Below are 1893 nucleotides of genomic sequence, written 5' to 3'. Positions count from 1 at the left end.
TTTTCTTAATAATCTCTTGCTTCATCAATATGATTTCTCAAATCCTCATAGGCCGCTTTTATATCTGGATTCTCAGATACTTCAGCCACTCCTACATTCCACCAAGAATCATAGCCTTGACTCATGCTGCCATGATCTACTTTAATATCAAATAATACTGGTACATCCGTGTACTGTTCTGAATCTAATAAGGCTGCTTCCAATTCCTCTGGTGTTCGGCATGTGTAAGCTTGGCAACCTAAAGAGCGTGCATTCATCGCAAAGTCTACTGGAACTGCTTTGCCATCTAATTCACCCGTCACCTGATTGCGGCAACTAAAATAGGTTCCATAGGTCTCTTGAGCATGTTCGTTTTGTAAATCCTCAATACAGCCCCAGCCATTATTATCAAATAACATAAAGTTGACTTTTAGACCTTCTTGTACCGCCGTATGTACTTCGGAATTCAACATCAAATACCCACCATCTCCTATCATCGCATAGACTTCGGATTCTGGTTGAGCCATCTTAACCCCTACCGCTCCACATAAGTCATAACCCATATTCGAATACCCATATTCTACATGATAGGAATGAGCATCTCCTGGGCGCCAGAGTCTTTGTAAGTCTCCTGGTAAGCTACCTGCAGCACAAACCACGACATCTTCTTTTCGGCAATGTTTATTGATGATGCCAACAGCACGGGTTTGACTGAAACCTCCGATTTTACTCTCAGCATTATAAAGTTCTTCTACAATATTGTTCCATTTCGCTTTTTTATCTGCGATAACGGAAAGGTCTACTTGACTTTCCCAATCGCCTAAAGCGGTATCTATGGCGATTAGTGCTTCACGGGCATCCGCTAAAATACCTTCGCCATCCATCTTAAAAGCATCAAAAGGAGCGACATTTATATTCAGGAATTTTACATTCTTATTTTGGAATAACCATTTTGAGCTTGTTGTGAAATCCGAGAAACGGGTTCCTACTCCTATAACCAAATCCGCCTCATGGGCCACTTGATTTGCTGCCTGTGTTCCAGTCACTCCAATACCGCCTAGATTGAGAGGATGATCCCAGGACAATGTGCCCTTACCTGCTTGTGTCTCACCGAAAGGGATATGATGCTTTTCTGCAAATTCTGCAAAAGCTTGTCCTGCTTTCGAATAACGAACACCACCTCCTAAAATTAAGAGAGGTTTTTCGCTTGCTTTTATCATTTTGGCTGCACGTTCTGTTTGAGATTCTGTTATTGGTCGGCGATCTATATGCCATACTCTTTTGCGGAAAAAATAGCTTGGGTAATCATAGGCTTCCCCTTGAACATCTTGACTCAAAGCTAGACAAACAGCTCCGGTATCTGCAGGATCAGTTAAAACACGCATAGCATGAATTGCTGCACTCATAATCTGTTCAGGACGCTGGATACGATCAAAATAACGACACACTGCTCGGAAGGAATCATTAACGGTCGTGCCTACACTGCTAAATATCTCGGCCTGTTGTAATACAGGATCTGGTTGCCTTGTTGCAAAAGTGTCCCCTGCTAAAGCTAGGAAAGGAATTCGATTCGCTGTCGCACAAGCCGCGGCAGTTACCATATTCGTGGCGCCTGGCCCTATAGATGAAGCACAGGGTATTATTCTTAAACGGTCATTTTGCTTTGCATGAGCTATTGCCGCTAGACCCATACCTTGTTCATTTTTACCTTGATAAAATTTTAATGTATTTTCTGTATAATCTAAAGCTTCTCCGATTCCGACTACATTTCCATGGCCAAATATGCCGAAGATTCCCTCTACAAATTTTGTTTCGACACCATCTTTTTCTACATATTGTTGATCAAGAAAACGCACAAGTGCCTGTGCTAGTGTTAACCGAATCCTATCTTCCATGCTTTTCTCCTTTTTATAT

1 protein-coding gene is annotated in these 1893 nt (G+C 41.9%); it reads right to left on the bottom strand.

The genetic code is table 11. The annotated features are described in order from the left end of the window. Window positions 1-5: 5 nt before the first annotated feature. Entirely contained in the window at window positions 6-1874 is a 1869-nt protein-coding gene (gene iolD / locus GXZ13_05365) for a 3D-(3,5/4)-trihydroxycyclohexane-1,2-dione acylhydrolase (decyclizing) (GenBank protein NLX75243.1), read from the bottom strand. Between the last annotated feature and the right edge of the window lie 19 nt (window positions 1875-1893).

The sequence above is a fragment of the Synergistaceae bacterium genome (assembly GCA_012728235.1).
Taxonomy (GTDB): Bacteria; Synergistota; Synergistia; order Synergistales; family Synergistaceae; genus JAAYFL01.
This window is presented reverse-complemented; position numbering and strand designations above follow the sequence as displayed.